The organism is Bacillus sp. SM2101, assembly GCF_018588585.1.
GTDB classification, from domain to species: Bacteria; Bacillota; Bacilli; order Bacillales; family SM2101; genus Nanhaiella; species Nanhaiella sioensis.
The window spans coordinates 70,622-92,898 of sequence record NZ_JAEUFG010000006.1; the positions used below are offsets into that span (position 1 = coordinate 70,622).

Annotated in this window: 22 protein-coding genes; 5 read left to right on the forward strand and 17 right to left on the reverse strand. The window is 35.2% G+C overall.

Translation table 11 applies throughout. The features are described from left to right. Nucleotides 1–182: 182 nt before the first annotated feature. From JM172_RS07410 to rph, 3 genes are read right to left on the reverse strand one after another with little or no spacing between them, the layout of a single operon-like run. Nucleotides 183–695 carry a metallophosphoesterase family protein gene (locus JM172_RS07410; RefSeq protein ID WP_214481526.1) on the reverse strand — a complete coding sequence of 171 codons (513 nt, stop codon included), beginning with the start codon at nucleotides 693–695 and terminating at the stop codon, nucleotides 183–185. A 1-nt stretch (nucleotide 696) separates the two neighbouring features. Continuing rightward, on the reverse strand, nucleotides 697–1,305 hold the full coding sequence (locus JM172_RS07415; RefSeq protein WP_214481688.1) for an XTP/dITP diphosphatase: 609 nt from the start codon (nucleotides 1,303–1,305) through the stop codon (nucleotides 697–699). A 1-nt stretch (nucleotide 1,306) separates the two neighbouring features. Beyond that, a complete protein-coding gene (gene rph / locus JM172_RS07420; protein WP_214481527.1) occupies nucleotides 1,307–2,068 on the reverse strand; it encodes a ribonuclease PH in 762 nt (253 codons plus the stop codon). Nucleotides 2,069–2,162: 94 nt separating this feature from the next. On the opposite strand from rph, the gene JM172_RS25125 reads away from it, so the two are divergent. From JM172_RS25125 to JM172_RS07430, 3 genes are read left to right on the forward strand one after another with little or no spacing between them, the layout of a single operon-like run. Further along, entirely contained in the window at nucleotides 2,163–2,288 is a 126-nt protein-coding gene (locus JM172_RS25125; protein WP_284730441.1) for a hypothetical protein, read from the forward strand. A gap of 13 nt (nucleotides 2,289–2,301) precedes the next feature. After that, nucleotides 2,302–2,493, forward strand: a complete 192-nt coding sequence (locus JM172_RS07425; RefSeq protein ID WP_214481528.1) for a hypothetical protein — start codon at nucleotides 2,302–2,304, stop codon at nucleotides 2,491–2,493. 13 nt (nucleotides 2,494–2,506) lie between these two features. Further along, complete coding sequence (locus tag JM172_RS07430; RefSeq protein WP_214481529.1) at nucleotides 2,507–2,659, forward strand: hypothetical protein; 153 nt, start codon at nucleotides 2,507–2,509, stop codon at nucleotides 2,657–2,659. A gap of 96 nt (nucleotides 2,660–2,755) precedes the next feature. Here the strand turns inward: JM172_RS07430 and JM172_RS07435 are convergent, their stop codons facing one another. The 4 genes from JM172_RS07435 to JM172_RS07450 form a co-directional block, all read right to left on the reverse strand. Beyond that, entirely contained in the window at nucleotides 2,756–3,853 is a 1,098-nt protein-coding gene (locus JM172_RS07435; protein WP_214481534.1) for a GerMN domain-containing protein, read from the reverse strand. 127 nt (nucleotides 3,854–3,980) lie between these two features. Continuing rightward, nucleotides 3,981–4,775, reverse strand: a complete 795-nt coding sequence (racE, locus tag JM172_RS07440) for a glutamate racemase (RefSeq protein WP_214481535.1) — start codon at nucleotides 4,773–4,775, stop codon at nucleotides 3,981–3,983. Between the two features lie 620 nt (nucleotides 4,776–5,395). After that, nucleotides 5,396–5,620 (reverse strand): spore germination transcription factor GerE, encoded by a 225-nt coding sequence (gerE, locus tag JM172_RS07445; RefSeq protein ID WP_214481537.1) that lies wholly within the window; start codon nucleotides 5,618–5,620, stop codon nucleotides 5,396–5,398. A gap of 424 nt (nucleotides 5,621–6,044) precedes the next feature. After that, on the reverse strand, nucleotides 6,045–7,406 hold the full coding sequence (locus tag JM172_RS07450; RefSeq protein WP_352223090.1) for a D-arabinono-1,4-lactone oxidase: 1,362 nt from the start codon (nucleotides 7,404–7,406) through the stop codon (nucleotides 6,045–6,047). A gap of 209 nt (nucleotides 7,407–7,615) precedes the next feature. Here JM172_RS07450 and JM172_RS07455 point away from each other — a divergent pair, with 209 nt between their 5' ends. Beyond that, entirely contained in the window at nucleotides 7,616–8,677 is a 1,062-nt protein-coding gene (locus JM172_RS07455) for an endonuclease/exonuclease/phosphatase family protein (protein WP_214481540.1), read from the forward strand. Nucleotides 8,678–8,923: 246 nt separating this feature from the next. Here the strand turns inward: JM172_RS07455 and sdhB are convergent, their stop codons facing one another. From sdhB to JM172_RS07470, 3 genes are read right to left on the reverse strand one after another with little or no spacing between them, the layout of a single operon-like run. Continuing rightward, nucleotides 8,924–9,685, reverse strand: coding sequence for a succinate dehydrogenase iron-sulfur subunit (sdhB, locus tag JM172_RS07460; protein WP_214481541.1), 762 nt, complete (start codon nucleotides 9,683–9,685; stop codon nucleotides 8,924–8,926). Between the two features lies 1 nt (nucleotide 9,686). Continuing rightward, a complete protein-coding gene (gene sdhA / locus JM172_RS07465; RefSeq protein WP_214481543.1) occupies nucleotides 9,687–11,450 on the reverse strand; it encodes a succinate dehydrogenase flavoprotein subunit in 1,764 nt (587 codons plus the stop codon). A 32-nt stretch (nucleotides 11,451–11,482) separates the two neighbouring features. After that, nucleotides 11,483–12,091: a succinate dehydrogenase cytochrome b558 subunit gene (locus tag JM172_RS07470; RefSeq protein WP_320207713.1), complete on the reverse strand. Its 609-nt coding sequence runs from the start codon at nucleotides 12,089–12,091 to the stop codon at nucleotides 11,483–11,485. Nucleotides 12,092–12,473: 382 nt separating this feature from the next. Between JM172_RS07470 and JM172_RS07475 the strand changes: the two genes are divergently transcribed. Continuing rightward, nucleotides 12,474–12,926: a YslB family protein gene (locus JM172_RS07475; protein ID WP_214481547.1), complete on the forward strand. Its 453-nt coding sequence runs from the start codon at nucleotides 12,474–12,476 to the stop codon at nucleotides 12,924–12,926. Between the two features lie 362 nt (nucleotides 12,927–13,288). Here the strand turns inward: JM172_RS07475 and uvrC are convergent, their stop codons facing one another. The 7 genes from uvrC to JM172_RS07510 all read right to left on the reverse strand — a co-directional run bounded on the left by uvrC (nucleotide 13,289) and on the right by JM172_RS07510 (nucleotide 22,137). Further along, nucleotides 13,289–15,067, reverse strand: a complete 1,779-nt coding sequence (gene uvrC, locus JM172_RS07480) for an excinuclease ABC subunit UvrC (RefSeq protein ID WP_214481689.1) — start codon at nucleotides 15,065–15,067, stop codon at nucleotides 13,289–13,291. A 17-nt stretch (nucleotides 15,068–15,084) separates the two neighbouring features. Beyond that, nucleotides 15,085–16,467: a nucleoporin-interacting protein gene (locus JM172_RS07485; protein WP_250886562.1), complete on the reverse strand. Its 1,383-nt coding sequence runs from the start codon at nucleotides 16,465–16,467 to the stop codon at nucleotides 15,085–15,087. A gap of 334 nt (nucleotides 16,468–16,801) precedes the next feature. After that, nucleotides 16,802–17,734 (reverse strand): FTR1 family iron permease, encoded by a 933-nt coding sequence (locus JM172_RS07490; protein ID WP_214481549.1) that lies wholly within the window; start codon nucleotides 17,732–17,734, stop codon nucleotides 16,802–16,804. A gap of 70 nt (nucleotides 17,735–17,804) precedes the next feature. Continuing rightward, nucleotides 17,805–18,566 carry a hypothetical protein gene (locus JM172_RS07495; protein ID WP_214481550.1) on the reverse strand — a complete coding sequence of 254 codons (762 nt, stop codon included), beginning with the start codon at nucleotides 18,564–18,566 and terminating at the stop codon, nucleotides 17,805–17,807. 405 nt (nucleotides 18,567–18,971) lie between these two features. Then, nucleotides 18,972–19,733, reverse strand: coding sequence for a glycosyltransferase family 2 protein (locus JM172_RS07500; protein ID WP_214481691.1), 762 nt, complete (start codon nucleotides 19,731–19,733; stop codon nucleotides 18,972–18,974). Next, on the reverse strand, nucleotides 19,733–21,190 hold the full coding sequence (locus JM172_RS07505) for an alkaline phosphatase family protein (protein WP_214481556.1): 1,458 nt from the start codon (nucleotides 21,188–21,190) through the stop codon (nucleotides 19,733–19,735). Before JM172_RS07505 ends, JM172_RS07500 begins: the two co-directional genes overlap by 1 nt. Next, nucleotides 21,187–22,137, reverse strand: coding sequence for a lysylphosphatidylglycerol synthase transmembrane domain-containing protein (locus tag JM172_RS07510; protein ID WP_214481557.1), 951 nt, complete (start codon nucleotides 22,135–22,137; stop codon nucleotides 21,187–21,189). The genes JM172_RS07505 and JM172_RS07510 overlap by 4 nt, the downstream gene beginning before the upstream one ends. Nucleotides 22,138–22,277: the final 140 nt, after the last annotated feature.

Here is a 22,277-nt window from a genome sequence, read left to right on the forward strand (position 1 = left end):
TTTATTATATAAATATTAGTATAGTTTGTCAATCATTTTTAAGGAGTAAATAAAAAAAATTTCCTCACTCAAATTTGCTATTATGTATAATCCCCATTATTCTACTTAGAGAGTACCTTACCATTTTTATATTATAGTAAGGTGACTCTCAAGACTAAGCATATATAGAACTATGCATTTTATTATTCAAGGATAAATTCGCTTGATAAAGACGGTATAATCTTCCCCTCAATACTATAGTAATTGACATGGATATGTCTATTTTGTATATGTAGTATAACATATGTTTTATCTTTGCGCATTCTCGGGAGTCGGAGGCTCCCCGGGTTAATAAATAAAATTCCATCAGCCATTTCTGTTCCTGCTATGTGTGAATGCCCAAAGCAAACAACCTTCGCATCAACTTCCTTAGCACGATATAAAAGATTCATTAAAGTCATTTTTACATTATATAGATGACCATGTGTAACAAATAAATGTTGCTGTCCACATTTTTCGACTAAATGATCAGGGTATGCTGAGTCTAAATCACAATTTCCTCTAACAGAGTTAAATCCTTGCATTGCCTCAGCATGAGCTGGGAGCTCTGAATCTCCACAATGAATCATCATTTGAACATCATCTTCGTGTCTACGAGCAACTTGTGTAAGCTCTTCTGATAAGCCATGGCTATCACTTACGACTAAAATTTTCATGTTACTTGTCCTCATCAGCAAATATCTCAGACCATAAATGTGAAAGCTTTTTTAATGCAATGGCTCGATGACTCATTTCATTTTTTTCTTGTTTCGATAATTGAGCCATTGTCTTTTCTTTCTCTTCTACATAAAAAATAGGATCATAGCCAAAACCGTTTTGTCCAACAGGGGTGTCCGTAATTCTACCTTCACATGTGCCTTCAACTACATGGGTTTCTCCTTTAGGAAAAGCAATAGCTAAGGCACAATGAAAACGTCCAGTCCTTTTATGAGTTGGTACACCTTCTAGCTCCTGCAATACTTTTTCCAGATTGGCTTGATCATCTTTATGTTCTCCAGCATAGCGGGCAGAATAAACCCCAGGGCGACCGTCAAGGGCATCTACTGCTAATCCTGAATCATCTGCAATGACAATAGTATGAAACCGATTTGCTACAGCTTCAGCTTTTATGATTGCATTTTCAGCAAAAGTCTGTCCTGTTTCCTCAATATCTATCGGCTCGTTAATATCGAACAAAGACTGTACTTCAATTCCTTTAGGCTCTAGCATGGACTTAAATTCATTTACTTTGCCCATATTTTTTGTTGCAATTAATACTTGGTTCACTCTAGTTCCCACTTTCATCAGTAGCTGATTTAATATGTTGGACGAATTCACCTAATGCTTCGCGCTGCTTTTGAATGATCTCATGAATCCCTTCTTCAGCTAAAGATAATAAATTGTTTAGCTCATCTCTTGAAAAAGTTGCTTCTTCTCCAGTTCCTTGTAACTCAACAAATTGGCCTGACCCTGTCATAACAACATTCATATCTACTTGTGCTGATGAATCCTCGATATAGTTCAAATCTAAAATAGGCCCTAGCTTCGCATCTATCCCAACAGAGGTAGCTGCTAAAAAGTCTTGTATTGGTGATTTTGTTAATTTTTTCTCAGACATTAGTTTCCCAACTGCTAACACAACAGCAACAAAAGCACCTGTAATGGACGCAGTTCTCGTACCACCGTCTGCTTGAATGACATCACAATCAATCCAGATTGTTCTTTCACCAATTTTTTCTAAATCAACAACTGAGCGCAATGCTCTTCCAATCAAGCGTTGTATCTCCATCGTTCTTCCCGATACTTTCCCTTTACTAGATTCCCGGATGTTTCTTGAATCAGTCGCTCGAGGTAACATTGAGTATTCTGCTGTAATCCACCCTTTACCTTCACCTCTCATAAACGGTGGAACTCGATCTTCAATACTCGCAGTACAAATAACTTTCGTATCACCAACAGAGATTAGTACTGAACCTTCAGGATGCTTTAAATAATTTGACTCAATATGTATTCTTCTTAATTGATCTTCGTTCCGTCCATCAACTCTCATTTATAATTCCTCCTCATCAAACATAAAAAACATAAACACCCCATTCCACATATAACAATCCCACTCACTTTGGGGAATGGCGAAGTGTTTTTAATTGCGAAATGCGCAAGCACCCTGGTTATTCCCGACAAGCGCTGGAGTCATCGAGGGAATGGGTGCTGAAGCTAGACAATTGCGAAATGCGCAAGGTGACTGCTTATCGGCGACAAGCATAAGTTAAGCTGGCTGGAAGGTTGCTTTTTAACCTTCTTGACAGTTTAGCTTATGACCTCGAGCCGATGGCGCCTGGAGCTAGACAATTGCGAAATGCGCAAGCACCCTGGTTATTCCCGACAAGCGCTGGAGTCATCGAGGGAATGGGTGCTGAAGCTAGACAATTGCGAAATGCGCAAGGCGACTGCTTATCGGCGACAAGCATAAGTTAAGCTGGCGGGAAGGTTGCTTTCTAACCTTCTTGACAATTTAGCTTATGACCTCGAGCCGATGGCGCCTGGAGCTAGACAATTGCGAAATGCGCAAGCACCTTGGTTATTCCCGACAAGCGCTGGAGTCATCGCATGCGAAGGCGTTCTTTGCCTTCAGATGCGATGACGAAGCGTCCTCAAGGGAATTAGACAATAAGAAGAGGTAGCTCAAATACGCCTACCTCTTGTACTCATCTTTATATAGTATATCAAAAAAAGATTTTTAAAAACTATCCATGTTCACATTTTTTGGCCTTGATACTGGTTCAGCTAATAATTCACCTTGTTCATTCACAAGCTCTGCTTTCCCATTTACTTGAATAGCTACCTGTTCTATACCTTCCTGTTCTGTTAGTGTTAGGACTAAAGTATCTAATACATTTGTATTAATAATCGGATCTTCTGAAAAGCTTCCTAGAATATATTCATTAAAATTTAAAATAACTTGCCCGTCTTGGATGATCGGTTCGCTCAATAATTCAACTTCATTATTGATTGCCCCTAATAATTTTGATGTGTAACTAGGTCCTTCAACTAATTCATTAATGACAGCAACGATGCTATTTTCTTCAGTGTTCTCTACTCTTCTAGTAACAGGAACATAGTAGGTTGAATCAGCATTTTCCGCTAAAAAATAGACTGTAACAGGGTATGAATTTGTAATATCCGCAACTTCATTTTCATCAAAATTAATACCGTGCTCTCTGCTAACCCCTTCCCCAATCGGTGTTCCGTTCACAGGCATTACAGGTTGATCGTAACCATTTATCCTTATCTGTACTTTATTAATTGTGTCAAACTGAGTTAATGTCCATGTGATTGCTTGTAATATTTTTAGTTCATCTTCTTTATTGTACTCTTGAAATTCCTTTGAAAAATCAGCAATTACTATTCCATCTTCTACTATGTTCACCTCAACTGATGTACCTGCAGGTAATACAGCTCTAAATCCATTAGGAAGCATATCCTCTACTGGCCCATCTTGTACCAAGTATTCTAAAACTTGCTTTGCTGGACCTTCTACTATCGGTAACTCTACTGTTTGTGGAACGACCATTCCATATTGATCGAGCAGAAATAATTCACGTTGAACAGTGTCTACCACTACATCTTCCTGTAAATCAACACTTACACCTTCTTCTTGTTCTGAATCCATTATACTTTCTCCGTCAGTAAATTCCCCTTCCTCCAAATAAGTTGTTTCTTGAGGTGGATCAATCTCAAGGCCTGTATCTTCTCCACCAAAAAGACCACATCCAGCTAATAACACTGATAATGTTAATATAGCAGTGGTCATTTTGAGTATTTTCCATGTTTTCATTTATCTTCCCCCTTACATCAGTTTGTACTACTATGTATACGAGCTGTTTTTATTTTTAGACCGATAAAAAAGAAAAAACCCTCTAGCTTGGCTAGAGGATGTAAAATAAAGCTTCTTATTTAATTTTTTATAAACTAATAGTTTCTATATTTTCAATAGGGTGCCCAAATAAATTCGAAGCAATTTGTTGGAAAATCTCCTGTGCACCTGTTGTAAGGAATAGATGATTATTATTACCATCTTCATCATTTAATAATCCGCTATGATATAGAATCGTGCTGACTTCCCGAGCAGTCTCATCTCCCGAACAAATAATATTCACCCTTTCTCCCATAAATTCACTAATTAAATGACTTAGAAGTGGGTAGTGAGTACAACCTAAAATAAGTGTATCAATTCTTTTATTTTTTAATTCTACTAAAGTTTCAGCAACCACTCTTTTCGCTTGTTCCCCTTCATAGTCACCACTCTCAACGAGTGGAACAAATCTAGGACACGCAAGTGATTCTACATAAACATTGTGGTTAATAGACTCTAATGCTTGTTTATAAGCGCCACTATCGATGGTACCTACAGTACCGATTACACCTATATGATTATTGCTTGTTATTTTTAGTGCAGTCCTAGCTCCTGGATGAATTACACCAACAACAGGTATATTGAGCTCATTCTTTATTTCTTCTAATACTGCAGCTGTAGCAGTATTACAAGCAATAACTAGCATTTTAATATCATATGTTAGCAAGTAATTTGTCATTTCCCATGTATATTCCCGGACTTCTTCACTCGGCCTCGGCCCATAAGGACATCTAGCGGTATCTCCTAAATAAATGATTCTTTCTTTAGGTAACTGACGATTGATTTCTTTCGCAACCGTTAGTCCTCCTACTCCTGAATCGATAACTCCAATCGGTCTTAACAAAAAATCGCCTCATTCTTATCTCGTTTCTCGATGTATATTTATAGTGTCACCTTATTTTCTATCTTTTTGAATTGAAATGCAAGTATTTCACAAGGTGAAGCATAGCTACTAAATTGTATAAAAGTAATTTACCTTAGACAATCATATTACTTAAATATTCTTTGCCGATAAAATCGAGCACAGTCATAACTTTTTATGAAACTAGTTATATGCACGTATTACAAAGTATGTTTCTTAAACCATTTCCAAACGTATATAGACATCAAGAAACTTAATACAAAGCAAATAACCCAAACAATTAACAATTCAGTAAAATCAATCTGAAACGTAAAAGAGTTCATAAAATACTTAATTATATAATAATCTACAACGAGTGGAATAGATATAACCACAGTGTACAATAGAACAAATTGTACTCTGCTTAAGTTCTTCAACTCCCTAAAATTGTCCATTTAATAACCTCCAGAATCAAACCTTAAAGTTACATCTTAGATTGTGCAATCCACTACTTAAATTTTTTCACATAAATATTATATGTCGATCACGTTTGCTGACAGAACTTACTTAAAATTAAGACATATAAATAACCGGCCTCCCTATGTAAGGTAAGCCGGTATACATTAAAGCTTAAGTTCACCCATTCGCAATAGCTCGACTACTGCCTGCGAACGCCCCTTAACTCCTAGCTTTTGCATGGCATTTGAAATATGATTTCGAACAGTTTTCTCGCTAATAAATAATTCACTAGCAATTTCTTTTGTTGTTTTATCTTGAACTAACAATTCAAATACTTCTCTTTCTCTCTTAGTGAGTAACGGCTTTGGTTGAAACTCCTTCTCCTTCAAATATTGTAACCCTCCTTGCTAAAGGTACGAGCTGAACTAGCGGATGGGTATATATTTAGTCATGTTATCTTATGTTTGAAGGAGTATGGCTGTGATTATTTTCGTCCAAAATGTACGAACATCTTGCTTTTCTTTTACATGACACCTTATATCAGAATTTATTTTCTCGGTTTATAATTAAACCGTAATGAATTGCTTGATTGGGTTAGATGTAATGGGTTGTTTCAATCAATCCTAAATATTAGTTGATCAGGTGCAACTCCTACAGAGATGATTATAAAAGGCTGTATACGTTATGAGAGCTATACATAAATATAATTCATTTTTTCTCACTAAGGACTATAAAAATTATATCATACACATCAGCTGCTCAAATATATGTGGAAAAAAGCGACAAAGTTTACGAAAAGAGCCTTATAAAATATTAAAAACCAGCTAATTGTGAATTTGTTGACGTCGTGGAGGTAGGATCTATATCGAATAATTGACGTAAATATGTGTTCATAAATAAACTATTTGGATCTAAGTCATTTCTTAACAGCAAGAACTCATTCCAATAAGGATATACTTCTTTTAGTGTATGTGCTGTTAGTGTATGCATCTTCCCCCAATGAGGTCTGCCGTTATATTTTCTGCATATTTGTTCAACACTACGAAAATAATCTTTATACTCCATCCCTTTGTACATATGAACAGCAATATATGCGGAGTCTCTCTCAAAAGCTGGGCTTAGCCATATATCGTCTCGTTTAACATAGCGACATTCTATTGGGAAATGCACGGGGAACTTTTTTTCATTAATCATATCCCTTATTTCTGTAAGCACATTGGCAAGCTGATTAGCTGGAATATTATATTCCATTTCATTGAATTTAACATCTCTTATTGATGCAAAAACTTTATAGCTATCGTCGATAGCTCGCTCATTCGGAACTACTCTTCCTGACAATCTGCTTACCGATTTACTTAACGAAGGTATTAAACGACACCCTTCTGATAACACCCTGTACAAGCCATTTTCAATAAATTTTTTATTAAATGAATCTGTAATATTTTTTTTCGTTTTATCGTCGTTTGTTTTATTAACAAATTTAGCTTGAACATATTTGCTATATGGAAACCAAAAAAATTCAAAATGTCGATTTTCCGTTTTATATTTGTCTAGATTCTGTAGGCAATCATCTAAGAACATTCGTTTGCTCTCTAAAAGTAATTTATATGCCGGTACAACCTTCAACTTAAGTTTAACAATAATACCTAAAGCACCCAATGATAGCTGTAAAGCTTTAAACATTTGAGTGTTTTTATCCATACTACATTCTAGTAACTCTCCCTTCCCAGTTACTACAGTCATTTCTACAACTTGTGTAGCCAAACTACTAAACTCGATTCCCGTCCCATGAGTACCCGTACTTATAGCTCCAGCTATTGATTGAGCATTAATATCACCCAAATTTTCTTGTGCATATCCAAGTTGGTGAAGAGCCTCTCCCAAAACATGCAGCTTTGTTCCTGCCCAAACAGAAACAATATCATTCTCTCGGTCTGTATGTTCTATCCCTTCAAGGAGATCCAATGAAAGTAATAGATCATTAGTTGCTACTAATGAAGTAAATGAGTGACCAGAACCAACCACACGTATAGCCTGATTAGTTTTGTTACATTGTTTAACGATTAAAATGATTTCTTCAATGCTTCTTGGGTACATGACCTTTGCAGGTTTACTTACAACACTCCCAGACCAGTTCTCCCACCTCTGTACTTCTACAGCTTTTACGGAGTTCACAGTTGTCCCCCTCACTATACAATTTATTCTCAAAGTCTTATCTATCATATTTAAATCTCATTAATATTATACTAAATCTTCAGAATAATCGAAAGAAAACATATATTATTCACTTAGTTTTTATTACAATATAATTATAGGTAAAATTCTTATCATAATGATAGTTGCAGTATTATTAATAACAAACGTATTGATAAAGGAGAATGTACATGGCAATAAAAGTCGCAAAATGGATAAGTTATATCATTCTATTAATCGCACTCATTTTTATCACTTTTTTGATCTATGTGACAGTTACAGATTACAAACCTGCAGAAGAAATTTCACTTACAGTTAATAACCAAAGTGGAAATATGCTTAGGGCAAATGAACCTTTTACGATGACTACTTTTAATATTGGTTATGCAGGGTTAGATAAGGAACAAGATTTTTTTCTAGACGGTGGAAAAATGTCAAAATCAAGTAGCAAAGAACAAACGTTGATAAATTTAGAAGCAATAACGTCATTCATAGAGGATAAAAAATCTGATATTTATTTATTACAAGAAGTTGATACTGATTCTTCACGTAGCAATCACATTAATCAAATCGATCATATTTCAAAGAAATTACCTGATTATAGTTATACGTATGGTGTAAATTACAAAGTCCCTTGGGTACCAGTACCAATCCTAGATCCAATGGGATCGGCAAATAGTGGTATATTGACTTTATCTAGATACACAATTGAACAAAGTACTAGATTTGCACTAGCTGGAAAAGAAGACTGGCCAAGACAATTATTTGATTTGGACCGTGCATTTACTGAAAATAGAATTCCTATCGACAATGGAAAAGAGCTGATTCTTATTCACCTACATTTATCAGCATACGATGAAGGTGGGAAGGTGAGAAAACAGCAATTACAATACTTATCTCAATATTTAGCAAATGAGATACAAAAAGAAAACTATTTAATATTAGGTGGAGACTGGAATCATGTTATTCCTGGAACAGATCCTTATTTATTCGAAACAACAGAAGAGTGGCCTGAATGGCTGCAAGAATTCCCTGAAACATTTAAACCAGAGGGCTTCCAATGGGTAGCAGATCAACAGGTTCCAACTAGTCGCACAACCCAATATCCATTTAGAGAAGGAGTGAATTTCTTAGCTGTAATTGATGGCTTCTTAGTATCTCCAAATATTGAAGTTATAAATGTATCAGGAGATTACTTAGGATATGAAAACAGTGATCATAACCCAGTGACCGGAGAATTTATTTTAAAATAGAAATGCTCGCTTCACTTTGTTGCTATTGTTATATAAGCAATAGAATGAGGTTAGATGTCATTTGCATCTTTTTAGAGAAGAAAAGGTATTAAAGCTTGCTGTTATGCAAGTTCATTTCATATTATATTAATGCTAGATAGCTAGCCTCAAGGCTTTGGACTTATTTTCAGCTGGACTAAGTATAAGAGTATAATCAATAAGAAAACAAAAAACCTCTTCAAACGTTGAAGAGGTTTTCATTACTAATTAAACTCGATCACTACCGAAGAAGTTCTTAAATGATTGAATAGCTGTATCCCTATTTAAGGATGCAATTGATGTAGTTAATGGAATTCCTTTTGGACATGATTGTACACAGTTTTGGGAATTCCCACAATTCGCCAGACCACCTTCACCCATAAGTGCATCTAGACGCTCACCTTTGTTCAGGGCTCCTGTTGGATGTGCATTGAACAAGCGAACTTGTGAAAGCGGAGCAGGTCCAATAAAGTTTGATTTACTGTTAACGTTCGGACAAGACTCTAAGCACACACCACATGTCATACATTTTGATAGTTCATAAGCCCATTGACGTTTCGTTTCAGGCATACGTGGACCAGGTCCTAAATCGTACGTTCCATCAATCGGAACCCAAGCCTTTACTTTTTTCAATGAATCAAACATTCTACTTCTATCAACTTGTAAATCACGCACAACTGGGAATGTTCTCATCGGCTGTAATCTAATCGGCTGCTCTAATTTATCAACCAAAGCTGTACATGATTGCTGTGGCTTACCATTTATGACCATTGAGCATGCACCGCATACTTCTTCTAAACAGTTCATATCCCAATTAATTGGTGCTGTTTTATTACCATTTTTATCAACCGGATTTCTGCGAATTTCCATAAGTGCTGAAATGACATTCATGTTCGGTCGATATGGAATTTCAAACTCTTGTTCATAAGGGGAAGAATCAGGCTCATCTTGTCGTGTAATAATAAATTGAACGACCTTCTGCTCACTCATCTTACTTCTCCCCCTTCTTTTTCTTCGTATAATCACGCTTACGTGGTTCAATCAATGATACATCAACATCTTCGTAACTAAATTCTGGTGCTGACTTATGATCAACAAACTTTGCCATCGTTGTTTTTAACCATTCTTCATCATTACGATCAGGGAAGTCAGGCTTATAATGAGCACCGCGACTTTCGTTTCTGTTATATGCACCAATCGTTACTACACGTGATAATTGTAGCATGTTTTGAAGTTGACGAGTAAATGATGCACCTTGGTTACTCCATTTGGCTGTATCATTAATATTAATATTATCAAAACGTTCGATAAGTTCTTGTATTTTTTCATCTGTTTTTAGTAGCTTATCATTGTGCCTAACAACCGTTACATTATCAGTCATCCATTCCCCAAGTTCTTTATGAAGAATATAAGCATTTTCATTACCATCAAGATTTAAAATATTATTCCATTTTTCAGTTTCTTGCTTCTCAAAGCTTTCAAATAAAGTAGAGGATATATCTTCAGCACTCTTCTCAAGACCATTAATATATTCAACAGCTTTTGGCCCAGCTACCATACCACCATAAATTGCTGACAGTAATGAATTTGCACCAAGGCGGTTAGCCCCATGTTGAGAATAATCACATTCTCCTGCAGCAAATAGGCCAGGTACATTTGTCATTTGATTATAATCTACCCATAAACCACCCATTGAGTAATGAACAGCAGGGAAGATCTTCATCGGTAATTTACGTGGATCATCACCCATAAATTTTTCGTAAATTTCAATGATACCACCAAGCTTAACATCAAGCTCTTTAGGATCTTTATGTGATAGGTCTAAATAGACCATGTTTTCTCCATTTATTCCTAGTTTTAAATCAACACACACATGGAATATTTCACGTGTTGCAATATCTCGTGGAACAAGATTTCCGTATGCAGGATATTTTTCCTCAAGGAAATACCACGGCTTTCCATCCTTATACGTCCATACACGTCCACCTTCGCCACGTGCTGATTCACTCATCAGTCTCAGCTTATCGTCACCAGGGATAGCTGTTGGATGAATTTGAATAAACTCACCATTCGCGTAGCTCACACCTTGTTGATAAACAATCGATGCTGCTGATCCAGTATTAATGACTGAGTTAGTTGACTTCCCAAAAATGATTCCAGGTCCACCAGTCGCTAAAATAACTGCATCGGCTTTAAATGATTTAATGTCCATTGTTTTTAAATCTTGACCGACGATACCACGGCAAGTCCCATCGTCATCAATGACAGACCCTAAAAATTCCCATCCTTCATATTTCGTTACAAGTCCACTCACTTCGTGGCGACGAACTTGCTCATCTAATGCATATAGCAGCTGCTGTCCAGTCGTTGCACCAGCAAATGCCGTTCTATGATGCTGCGTTCCACCAAATCTACGGAAGTCTAATAATCCTTCTGGTGTACGGTTAAACATAACGCCCATACGATCTAATAAATGTATAATACCAGGTGCAGCATCACACATTGCTTTTACCGGTGGCTGATTTGCTAGAAAGTCCCCACCATAAACTGTATCATCGAAATGCTCCCATGGTGAATCTCCTTCACCTTTTGTATTTACGGCACCGTTAATACCACCTTGTGCACATACAGAGTGAGAACGTTTAACTGGTACTAATGAAAATAGATCAACCGCTACTCCTGCTTCTGCAGCTTTAATTGTTGCCATTAAGCCAGCTAGCCCACCGCCGACTACAATGATTTTTCCGTTACTCAAAGTGACTCACCCCTTTAATTGCTTACTTAGATTCAAGTGAATGCTAAAATCGTACGAATACCTACATATGAAAGTGCTACAAACACACCGATCGTTACATAAGTAGAGATTTGTTGTGAACGGGGAGTTACGGTAATTCCCCAACTAACTAGGAATGACCATAATCCATTTGCAAAATGAAAAATAGTTGAAATAACACCAACGATATAAAAACCAAGCATGATAGGGCTTTCTAAAATATTCGCCATCATATCATAATTAACTTCTGCACCGAAAGCTGCTTGAACTCGGGTTTGATAAACATGCCAAGTAATGAATATTAACGTAATAACCCCTGATATACGTTGTAATAGGAACATCCAGTTTCTGAAAAAACTATAATTGCTTACATTATTTTTAGCTGTGAAAGCAATATACAGCCCGTATATCGCATGAAATAAAATAGGAAGAAAAATGACAAAAGCCTCTAAAACATAGCGATATGGCAGACCTTCCATAAAGTGAGCCGCTTTATTAAACGCCTCCGGACCTCTTGTCGCAAAGTAATTCACAGTTAAATGCTGAATTAAAAATATCCCTACTGGAATGACTCCTAATAGTGAATGTAATCTGCGATAAAAGAATTCACGATTATTTTCCACAGTTATACCCCCCTTGAGTTGAATCATTTTTTTGAAAAATTAAAACAAAAGTAAAATAAAATAAAATCCCATCCCCATTACTTATGATGAGGAAAAAATAAAAAATGAATAGATTGCATTTTTTATCAATATAATGTAACAAATTTATTGTACTCTCAACATTATCAAGCGTCAAGAAAACGTGTTCATAAAATATTCATGAATTTTCTTTTTTTTCGTCATAATCAATCAAATTTCACCGTAATTTTCCATAATACGGTGAACCACTCTTCATAAAAGACGAACAATCTGTATCCTTAAAAGTTTTCATTAAAAGTAAACAAAAAACTTATACCTTAATGCTGCTATTGTTATATAATAATTTGGTGAAGAGGGGGTCAAAATGAAAGACTTAATCTATACCGAAGAACATACAGAAGAAAACAATACATCCGTACCTGCTTTTGGGTTAGAAATCTATAGAGAACATGTGCTTCCGAATATTTTTCGAAAAGAATTATCATTTATTATGTATTTATCAGGAAAAGATCTAGCAAGAAAATTTCCATGTAATAATATTGATGAAATCATTTCATTTTTTCATGAGGCTGGATGGGGGAACTTATCCACTGTAAAAGAAACGAAAAACGAGCTACACCTCGAATTAAATGGACATCTTGTTGAAAAGCGCTTATCATCTGACAATATAACCTTTCAACTGGAAGCTGGTTTTTTAGCGGAACAAATTCAAGGACAAAAACAAATGATTACAGAAGCTTATGAGCAGCAAAAGCCTCGATCTAAAAAGGTGATTTTCACTGTAAAATGGGATAGGCTTGATATCATTTCTTCATAAACAGCCAGCTCTTCATTAATCATTATATTTAATGTAGAGTCGCTCTTTTCGTAAACTCTAAACTAGAAGATAAAGATGTTGTTGTACGCAACAATCATCGTTTTATAGAAGAAAAGATACTATGAAATAGGTACGAAAAACAACAATCTATGTGAAAGCCGTCATTAAAAAAGACAAATCTGTTTGTTATTTCTTAGTACGATAAATTTGCTATTTTAACGATAGAGACCCTGACGAATATACATCAGGGTCTCTTCTCAGTTTTGGCTCCTTATGGTTTATGATTGTCATCGATATCATAAACATAAATGATATGAATCATTGAGCGTAACAGTAGTTAATTCCTAAATGATAACCTTTTATTACTCTTTGTCGTTCATCTTGTTATAAATTTCTTTAGCTACATTAATTGGAATCTGTGCTTTTTGAAGATCTTCAACGGTTGCTTCTTTTAACTTTTTAATTGAGCCAAAATGCTTAAGAAGTGCTTTTTTCCGTTTTTCACCAACACCTGGGATATCATCAAGTATAGATTTAAAAACAGATTTACTTCTTATTTGACGATGGAAAGTTATTGCAAAGCGATGCACTTCATCTTGTATACGTTGAATCAAATAAAACTCTTGGCTATTTCTTTCAAGCGGTACTGTTTGGACAGGATCACCAACAATTAGTTCAGATGTGCGGTGTTTATCATCTTTAACCATTCCTGCAACCGGAACTTCGATTCCAAGCTCATTTTCTAAAACATCTTGAACTGCGGCTAAATGCCCTTTGCCACCGTCAACTAAAATTAAATCTGGAAATGGCATATTTTCCTTTAATACACGAGTGTATCTCCTTCTTACTACCTCGCGCATAGAATCATAATCATCTGGCCCAAAGACTGATTTTATTTTGTACTTTCGATACTCTTTCTTTTCTGGCTTCCCATCAATAAAAACAACCATTGCAGATACAGGATCCGTCCCTTGAATATTTGAATTATCAAAGGCCTCTATACGGTGAGGAGTTTCAATCCTCAATTGTGTACCTAAGTTTTCTACTGCCTTTATTGTTCTTTCTTCATCACGTTCGATAAGTGAAAACTTCTCTTGTAAAGCAAGCTTCGCATTTTTCTTTGCTAAATCAAGCAGTTCTTTCTTTTGTCCACGTTTTGGTTGTAAAACCTGTACTTGTAATAACTGTTCAACTAACTGTTTATCAATATCATTTGGAAGCAATATTTGCTTTGGGATAAAATGCTCTGTTTTCGAATAAAATTGCCCTAAATATGTTAAAAAGTCTTCAGTCGGCTCATTGTAAAAAGGAAATATCGACACGTCTCGCTCAATCATCTTTCCTTGACGAATAAAAAATACTTGTACACACATCCATCCTTTATCAAAAGAGTAGCCAAAGACATCACGGTCAACTAAATCCTTCATTGTTATTTTTTGTTTTTCCATCGTTGTTTCAATATGTGTAATTTGATCACGGTATTCTTTAGCCCGCTCAAAATCTAGCTCTTCCGATGCCTTTAGCATTTTTGAAGTTAGCTCTTTTTTTGTTTGTTTATACCCACCATTTAAAAATCGAACGATTTGTTCGACCATTTCTTTGTTTTGCTCTTCAGTCACTTCATTCACACAAGGAGCTAGGCATTGTCCCATATGATAATATAGGCAAACTCGGTCTGGGAGCGTTGAGCATTTGCGGAGAGGGTACATACGATCCAATAGTTTTTTCGTTTCGTTCGCAGCTTGAACATTTGGGTATGGCCCAAAATATTTGCCTTTATCTTTTTTGACCTTCCTCGTAATAAGTAGACGTGGGTGAGTATCTGCAGTGACTTTAATGTAAGGATACGTTTTATCATCCTTTAACATAATATTATATTTTGGATCAAACTTTTTAATTAAATTAATTTCAAGAATTAAAGCTTCTATATTTGAAGATGTCACGATATATTCAAAATCAACAATTTCATTTACTAGCCGTAACGTCTTTCCATCATGAGAGCCTGTAAAGTAAGACCTGACACGATTCCTAAGAACTTTCGCCTTCCCTACATAGATGACTGTCCCATGCTTATCCTTCATTAAATAACATCCTGGATGTTCTGGTACAATTGAAATTTTTTCTTTTAAATGATCTGACATGACAATCGCTCCAACCTTTAATCTTTCCACTTATATAAAGTGATTTCTCCATATGAAGGGTCCGACATGATACTCGAAGAGAATGAAGTCACTTTCTCAATAAATCCTGAAACATTAACCCCTTGTGATTCAAATCCTTTGAGTACATGATCAGTAACATAAATTGTTGCATTCTTATAATATAATTTATCTTGTAGAAACCTTTCATAAGTAAATATTCTTTTGTGAGGAAAGGATACGTTATTATACTTTAGCACCCTCGTTTCCTCCCAAGTATATAATACAACAAATTCGTTCTGTGCATCTAAATAATTGCCTAATTGATATGTAGCTGGTTGCTCTGTTGCTTGTTCGTAAATTAATTTATATCCTACAATAACTTGACTAAGGACAATAACTGTTAACATCACAACAAGGAAGATGTGAAAGGATCTCTTTAAAATCATAATGAGTAATTGAAAAAGAACCATACCAACTAGAGGCGTTATATGTCTAGGCTTATCAATGTTTTGCGCAAACAATGCCCAGATGAAATACGTTACCCCGATGATTAATAACCAATAATCCGAGCGTGTGTAAAGTTTTTGTGTAAGTAATTTATTGCAACAAAAAATGAATAGTATGCTATATACTAACAATAATAACAATGATTTAGCAGCTACTCCATTCCAGACTATATTTGTTCCAATTAATGTTAATAATCGATTAAAAACAGACTCGCTAGCAGTAACTTGTGTTCCACCCCAGTCATTGAAGTGACCGGATGTAAAAGATAGAGCTAATTTAATAAAGCCACTAACACTTCCTTCAGTCATTATTAACCCTATAACCCAACATAATTGAAAAATGATTGCAAATACAACTAAACGACTAAGTCTCCCAAAAGATTCAAACCTTTTCCAATCATATATCCAAAGAAGTATAATACCAATCCCAAAGGGTAAATAAGATAGACGAATGCCTAATACGATACTAAAAAAAAGCAGAGGCAATAACTGCAAAACAAATCGATCTGAATTTTTTGCTTGAAATAAACTCCATATATACCACCAAAGAAATGCAATCGCTGAACCTTCTGACATAGGTTGAGTAACAATTAAGCCTACGTAGCTTGCCGTTTGTATGACAGCTACGACCAAAAGGCTTTGTTGTCTATTAATATATTGTCTAGCCATCAAATAAATGGGTATAACGGAAGTGATCATCGCTAAAACATTAAAAACCGCTAGTGCCTTGGCTCCATTATCAATGACCGTATTTATTAACATACCACCTAATATAAAATAAGGATAACCAGGGAAATGTGGTTGCATTGATAATAAATCATAACGTGTAAGTGCCAAAGCAAAATCTACCTGATCCCATGTTGCAGCAAAAGGACTACTATATATTAATTGCAAATAATAATAATAAGTTAAACAAATGATACAAACAGTAACACAAAGTGAAAGTATATGCTTTTTATTATTTTCTAGGAAATGATTCATTAGGTTTTAAGGTTATTGAAAATCAACAAAACGCTGATAATCCCCCAGGCTAACCTCCTTAATTCTTCCAAATAGAGAAGCATAAAAGCGACTTTTCTGCTCATCTTGCAGTTTCAAAAACATTATTCAACCTCGACACTACATAGGTTTATGAACTTATTTGTTCCTTATACATCAATATAAGAATACTTTAATATGCTGAAAAAAGTACAAGACTACTGTCTCGTACTTTTTAAAAGTATATTTTTTAAAGCTTTGTTTGGGGTTCAAGCACCTTAACATTGTTTGTTTGTTCTTGTTTGCTGTTCTCCTGCTGTTCTTGGCCATAATGGGATTTAATTAGTAAATAGATGACTACGAAGTACCCTATATATGCCAACACTTCTTCAATTGACGGCATAGAAGAATAACCGAAAAGTGCTTTTAAGAATATGCCAATATCACCAGATAAGAGAGGTGCCACTCCGTTATCTCGCACATAGTGAGCGTAATCGATTGGATGTTCTGGTAAAAACCAAGTAATGTCATAGACATGTGGCATTACACTACCGATAATTTCTAAATCTTGGAGCATTCCAATTCCTTGAACTAATAAACCAGCTGCTATTAAGATAATAAATGCACCAGTAACTTTAAAGAATGTCTTTAATGGAATACGCATTGTCCCTTTAAAGAAGAAGTAACAAATGACTACAGCAATGAGCGTACCCGTTATTGCTCCCCAACCTTCAAGTGCTGCACCAATATTCCCCCCGGTAATAGCTGCAAAGAAAAATACTGTTTCGACACCCTCTCGCAAAACGACTAGAAATGAATGAATAACCATACCAATTATATTACCTGTTGAAATAAATCGGTTCATTTTTCCTTCTACATTACCCTTAATATCTTTACTATGTGCTGCCATCCAAAACACCATTTGGGTAAGTAGCAACGTAGAAACTAAAATAATTCCAATCTTTAAGTACATCTCGTTTCCCATAGCTGCAAAACCGGTAAAAACAACTTGGAACAACATCGCTATCCCAACACTTGCTAATACTGCTAATCCTGCTCCTAACCACACATATTTAGTATATTTTGAATGGTCCATTCTTTTTAAGTAGGTTGTAATGATCCCAACAATGAGCAGGGCTTCAAGAACCTCTCGAAACGTAATTAATAATGCTTGAATTTGCATAGCTTTTCTCCTTCCCCACTAGGAGTATCTCATAAGACGAATTTCGAAACACTTAAATGATGCTCATATCTTACTTTCTTTTTTTCTTCATAGAATATATAACAATAGCTATTATCACACCAATGATTAAAAGAATTGGAATCCAGTTTGTAAAGTTAGATAAATCTGTCCATTCTTTTTTTCCAGTATCCGTCAAAGTAGACTCAACATCTTCTTCGTTAAAATGTCCAACTTCAATATTTAACACATTAAGCTGCTCTTGAATTGTCGAAAGAATGATTTCTTTACTTTCTATAAAACTATTAATATCTGCTTCTTTCTCACCTACACCAAATAATCCAGGATTTCCAAGGGCAGATAATGCAAGATCAAACTCATTTCTTAACGATTGATCCAATTCTTGATCTTTACTCTCGATAAGTGGTGATAATGCTTCATATGTAGCAAATCCTTTTGCTAATAAACGCTTAGATGTATCAAAATCTTCAAAGTTTAGTTCAATACTTTCAAGTCGACGTGCTATATTCAAAACGAGGATTTTTTCTAAGTCCTTAATGACTGCATCTTTATTTTCATCCTCTATATGTTTTGTAATAGTTTCTGTTGGCTCTGAGCCCATATGGAGGTCAACATCTTCTTTGACTGTCTCGTAAATGGCTTTAACCTCAGAAAAATTAGGTGGTTCTTCATTTAATTTTATAAGCATATCCTTATATGCTTCAGCAATCGGCTCCTTATTTGGATCACCGTATGAATATGCAAAAACTTGAGTCGATAATAGCGAATTGAAAATGAATATCAATGTCACCCAAAAAAATAATACCTTTTTCATATAATATTTCCTCCCACACAATTAATGATAATGATTATCATCATTAATGTCAATACTATATATTAAGAAAAGCATAAGTGTCATTACTAATGTTTCTTGCTCTGTTCAATGTTATTTAAACGTAAAGTTCTTGTTTGAAGCCTGTCCGGAAAAACTTCATTAAAATGTGACGAAACTTTAGCACATATTAAGTGATTTCAAATCAGACCGAAACGGTTTGAGAGGCTTGAAGGTGTTGCAATAGGCACAAACACCTCCTACATCTTTAAAAAAGCATTTTAGCTATTCATACGTCATTCTGTAGATCTCTTAACAGGTTAGAATTATAGCTTTTCGTACTGGTGGCATGTATCTTCTATCCATTGATGATACAAAATCATATTTTACTGACATAATTTTGTGAAGTTAGCTACTCTTTTTCGCTGCTTCTAATGGTAATATGTGATAATTGTAATCTATTTCTACTTGTTCGACTGGCCTTGTTATTTCTTTTATTATTGCAGGTAGGACACTTGTCATATAAGAATTAAATTTAATAAAAGATTTGCCTTTTGTCCTCACATGATACTTAATGGGAACTTCCTTCACACGAAATCCTTTTCTTACTAAATTTAGCGTGATAACTTGGGCATAATTGTAATCATGAATAATCTCAGCATTTTTCATCGCCTGTAGTGAGAATGCCCTCATACCCGATTGTCCATCATGTATCCATTTTCTTAGAAGGATGGATTGCATAAATGTAAAGCAATAATTTCCTAACCTGCGATGAAGCTTCATTCCTTGAATTGTCCCAAGAAAGCGTGAACCCATTACATAATCATATTCACCTGATAAGATTGGCTGTAAAAGATCAGGGATTTGTGCTGCTGGATATTCATTATCAGCATCTATCATTACACTGATGTGTCCACCTAACCTAACACTTTCCTCTAACCCCTTTCTAACAGCTGCTCCTAAACCTTGGTTTGATGAAAATTGATAAAAATAATCCGCGCCTGCCTCTCGTGCTACTTTCACCGTTTGATCTGTGGAGCCATCATCAATAACGAGTACTTTTACTTCTAACCTGTCATGAAAGTATCTAGGGATTGCTTTAATAACCTCAGCGATTGATTTTTCTTCATTGTGGGCTGGTAAAAATACGATTACAGTTTGCTTCATCATCATTTGTGAACGCCCTTTCTTATCGCATCTACTAAAACTGGTCCACGGCTATGACTAGGGTAGGGAGCACCTAATAAGTATGCGATTGTAGGCGCAACTGAAACGAGACTTTGCTTGTCGTCAATTCGCTTACCTTTTTCAATATTTGCTCCATACATAAAAAATGGAACATAGCGTTCTCCCTCATCTAAATGTCCATGACCACCTATCCCATCAGCTTGTCCATGGTCAGCACAAACGATAATTGTTGTGTTTGTCATCTTTCCTTGTTCTTCTAGCCAATCAACATATTCCTTTAGCAAAGTATCTGCTTCTTCAATTTTTTGAATATATTCATCATATAGAACACCACGGCTATGACCTGTTTGGTCTGTACTAATTAACTGGGCGACTAGTAAATCCGGATCTTGTTCGCTCATAATTAACTTTGCTCTATCAATGATGTTTCTGTCTGCAACATCATTATGCATAACTGCTGTAACGGTTTCCACATCATCACCCATTGAGTCAACTAAATGCGCGATGCCTAGCAGTCTTCCTTTTTTACCTACTTTTCGCAATGAGTCAAAGATACTCTCTACTTTAATTCCTAATTTCCACACCATATTTGATTTAATACCGTGTTCAAAAGGATATGTTCCAGTAAACATTGAAGTAAAGCATACAACTGTTCTAGCTGGATATAACGTTTCCATTTGAGAATAGTCTGTACCATTTTTTCTTAAATAATCTAAGAAGGGTGTATTCGCCTCTTCAAATCGCTCTTTTCTCATACCATCAACGACCAAGACAACTACTTTATCACTCATCGCTTCCTTTTGTTCTGGAGCGTTATTTGTTTTTTCACTTATTATTTTTGGCTTCCAATCAAACAAATTTCGATGTAATATCCATGCAAATAATAATAAAAAGACATAAAATGCTAATAAAGGCGCGTATGATAATTCAAAACCCATGTGCATTTGTTCAAATGTTAAATTCCACAATGACAGAAGTAATAAGAACTTTGGTAATTGCTCTTGTGCATTACCACTCGTTGAATCACTATTTTTTAGTACGAGCTTCCAAAAACGTGTAAAATTCCACCACGTTGTTCCAATGCGCAAATGATAATACAATGTACCCCAAAAAAAGACCGTAAAAAAGAAATATAACCCTAAAGCAAATAGTAGTAATGGGACATTAACACTGTTCCAAATAATTAAATAAATAACAAATGGTATCCATAAATAATTACGTAAAAACAATGGAAAATCATAAATGAAATATAGTATAAACACAGGGAGTATTAAAATAAAGCTTAATAGAAATGCTGAAAACGATTGTCCCGCAAAAAGAGTTGTAAGATTAAATAGAAGCATCGTACCTATTACAAAAATAGGTGTGAATGGCTTCCCTTCATTCAAAAGATTCCAGCACCGAGCTGCAAACTTCTCAAATTTTGACGCCTTTTTCATGAAGAATAGCCTCCTTTTCTTTTTATCCAAGTGATGATAGAACTAACAGAAACTGGTGTGAAAATAATTGTTATTATTCCTACAATAAACGAAAAAATAAATTTAAAACCATGACTAATAATTGCAATCTCGTATGCCTCTTTCATTGTGATGTTTTTTATACTAGTAATGGCAAATGTCATAACCGTTTCATAGGTGGCAAGTCCGCCAGGAGTTACCTGAAACACTTGGCCACCGACAGTTAAACTATTTACCCATACTGAATGCAAAAAAGCGAGATTACCTTGATAAAGGAGAGCGACACCGTATACGACAATTCCTTCACATATCCAGCTTAATAAAACTGTCGAAAGGATTAATAACCCCTTCCAACCTTTTAACGCATTTTTCAACAAAGCAATATGCCTTCTCACAAGATTGGCAAACTTTCTTATAAAAAAAATGGCAATAATAGTAACCATGAAAAAAACAGCACCATAGAAAAAAATAGATTGCTGCAATGGGAAGCTTTTTAATATAATTATAAATCCAAACCCTGATATTGACATTAAGATGGCCATATCGATGATGCGTAATACTACGACTGAATGTAATACCTCATCTAGTCGGATTAGCTTCTCCTTCTTTGCCATCACTCCGACTCTTACAACGTCTCCAACTTTGAAAGGTACTACATGATTAACAAAAAGGCTTAAGAAGATGCCTTGCATACAAGTGATTAACGTAACCTTACCGTTTACATACCATTTCCAGGCTAACGACCGCAAGATAAATGACAGTCCATAAACTACAAACATGACAGCCAATAATAGTGGTGTATTTATAAGTTTTTTTATTGATAATAGCAAGTCAGAACTATTAAACAGCGTGGATGATAAGATTATAAAGATAACTACAGAACAAATCCCAATTGCTTTTACCAACAGTGAAAGATTACTTCTTTTCATACTCTCTTCCCATTCATCTTTACTCTGTACCTTAAGATATTACCATAAATAATACTTAAAATATATTTTTTACAAAGGCTGTTTGGATACACTATAGTCCATGACATTTATCCAATGACCTACCTTACCTAACAAGTTTA

Bases quoted from the DNA above. Each gene is read 5' to 3' on its own strand.
- sdhB (WP_214481541.1), bottom strand. From the start codon at position 9,685: ATGAGTGAGCAGAAGGTCGTTCAATTTATTATTACACGACAAGATGAG.
- JM172_RS07490 (WP_214481549.1), bottom strand. From the start codon at position 17,734: ATGCAAATTCAAGCATTATTAATTACGTTTCGAGAGGTTCTTGAAGCC.
- uvrC (WP_214481689.1), bottom strand. From the start codon at position 15,067: ATGTCAGATCATTTAAAAGAAAAAATTTCAATTGTACCAGAACATCCA.
- JM172_RS07475 (WP_214481547.1), top strand. From the start codon at position 12,474: ATGAAAGACTTAATCTATACCGAAGAACATACAGAAGAAAACAATACA.
- JM172_RS07500 (WP_214481691.1), bottom strand. From the start codon at position 19,733: ATGATGAAGCAAACTGTAATCGTATTTTTACCAGCCCACAATGAAGAA.
- JM172_RS07435 (WP_214481534.1), bottom strand. From the start codon at position 3,853: ATGAAAACATGGAAAATACTCAAAATGACCACTGCTATATTAACATTA.
- JM172_RS07505 (WP_214481556.1), bottom strand. From the start codon at position 21,190: ATGAAAAAGGCGTCAAAATTTGAGAAGTTTGCAGCTCGGTGCTGGAAT.
- JM172_RS07455 (WP_214481540.1), top strand. From the start codon at position 7,616: ATGGCAATAAAAGTCGCAAAATGGATAAGTTATATCATTCTATTAATC.
- rph (WP_214481527.1), bottom strand. From the start codon at position 2,068: ATGAGAGTTGATGGACGGAACGAAGATCAATTAAGAAGAATACATATT.
- JM172_RS07495 (WP_214481550.1), bottom strand. From the start codon at position 18,566: ATGAAAAAGGTATTATTTTTTTGGGTGACATTGATATTCATTTTCAAT.
- JM172_RS07410 (WP_214481526.1), bottom strand. From the start codon at position 695: ATGAAAATTTTAGTCGTAAGTGATAGCCATGGCTTATCAGAAGAGCTT.
- JM172_RS07510 (WP_214481557.1), bottom strand. From the start codon at position 22,137: ATGAAAAGAAGTAATCTTTCACTGTTGGTAAAAGCAATTGGGATTTGT.